Raw genomic sequence first — 283 nt, forward strand, 5'->3', positions numbered from 1 at the left:
TAATCTTACTGTTGCTTTTGTTATCTCCATGCTGTGCTACAAAGGCTTTCTGTTCCTTGTTCCACAACAAGGCATCTCCTTGAACTTCTTGCGTAATATTCGTGATATTTTCAGTAAGTTCATTAAACTTATTCGTCAGGTTATTATTTACATTCTTAACATTCGTATCAAGGCCTGCAAACGCACTTCCAACATCACCATAGGAGTGTTCTACTACCGCACCTTCTGCATCAACACTCGATAATTTATAACTTGGACCTGTAAGTGCTCCATCTTTAAAGGA

General features: G+C 38.2%; 1 protein-coding gene. It reads right to left on the minus strand.

The window, feature by feature from the left end; all coding sequences use genetic code 11:
* Positions 1 to 283: hypothetical protein (locus tag ACFIM1_RS09435; protein ID WP_375694702.1), on the minus strand; the 283-nt coding region annotated here is incomplete at both ends.

It is taken from the genome of Bartonella sp. AC158YNML (assembly GCF_042196725.1).
Lineage (GTDB): Bacteria > Pseudomonadota > Alphaproteobacteria > Rhizobiales > Rhizobiaceae > Bartonella.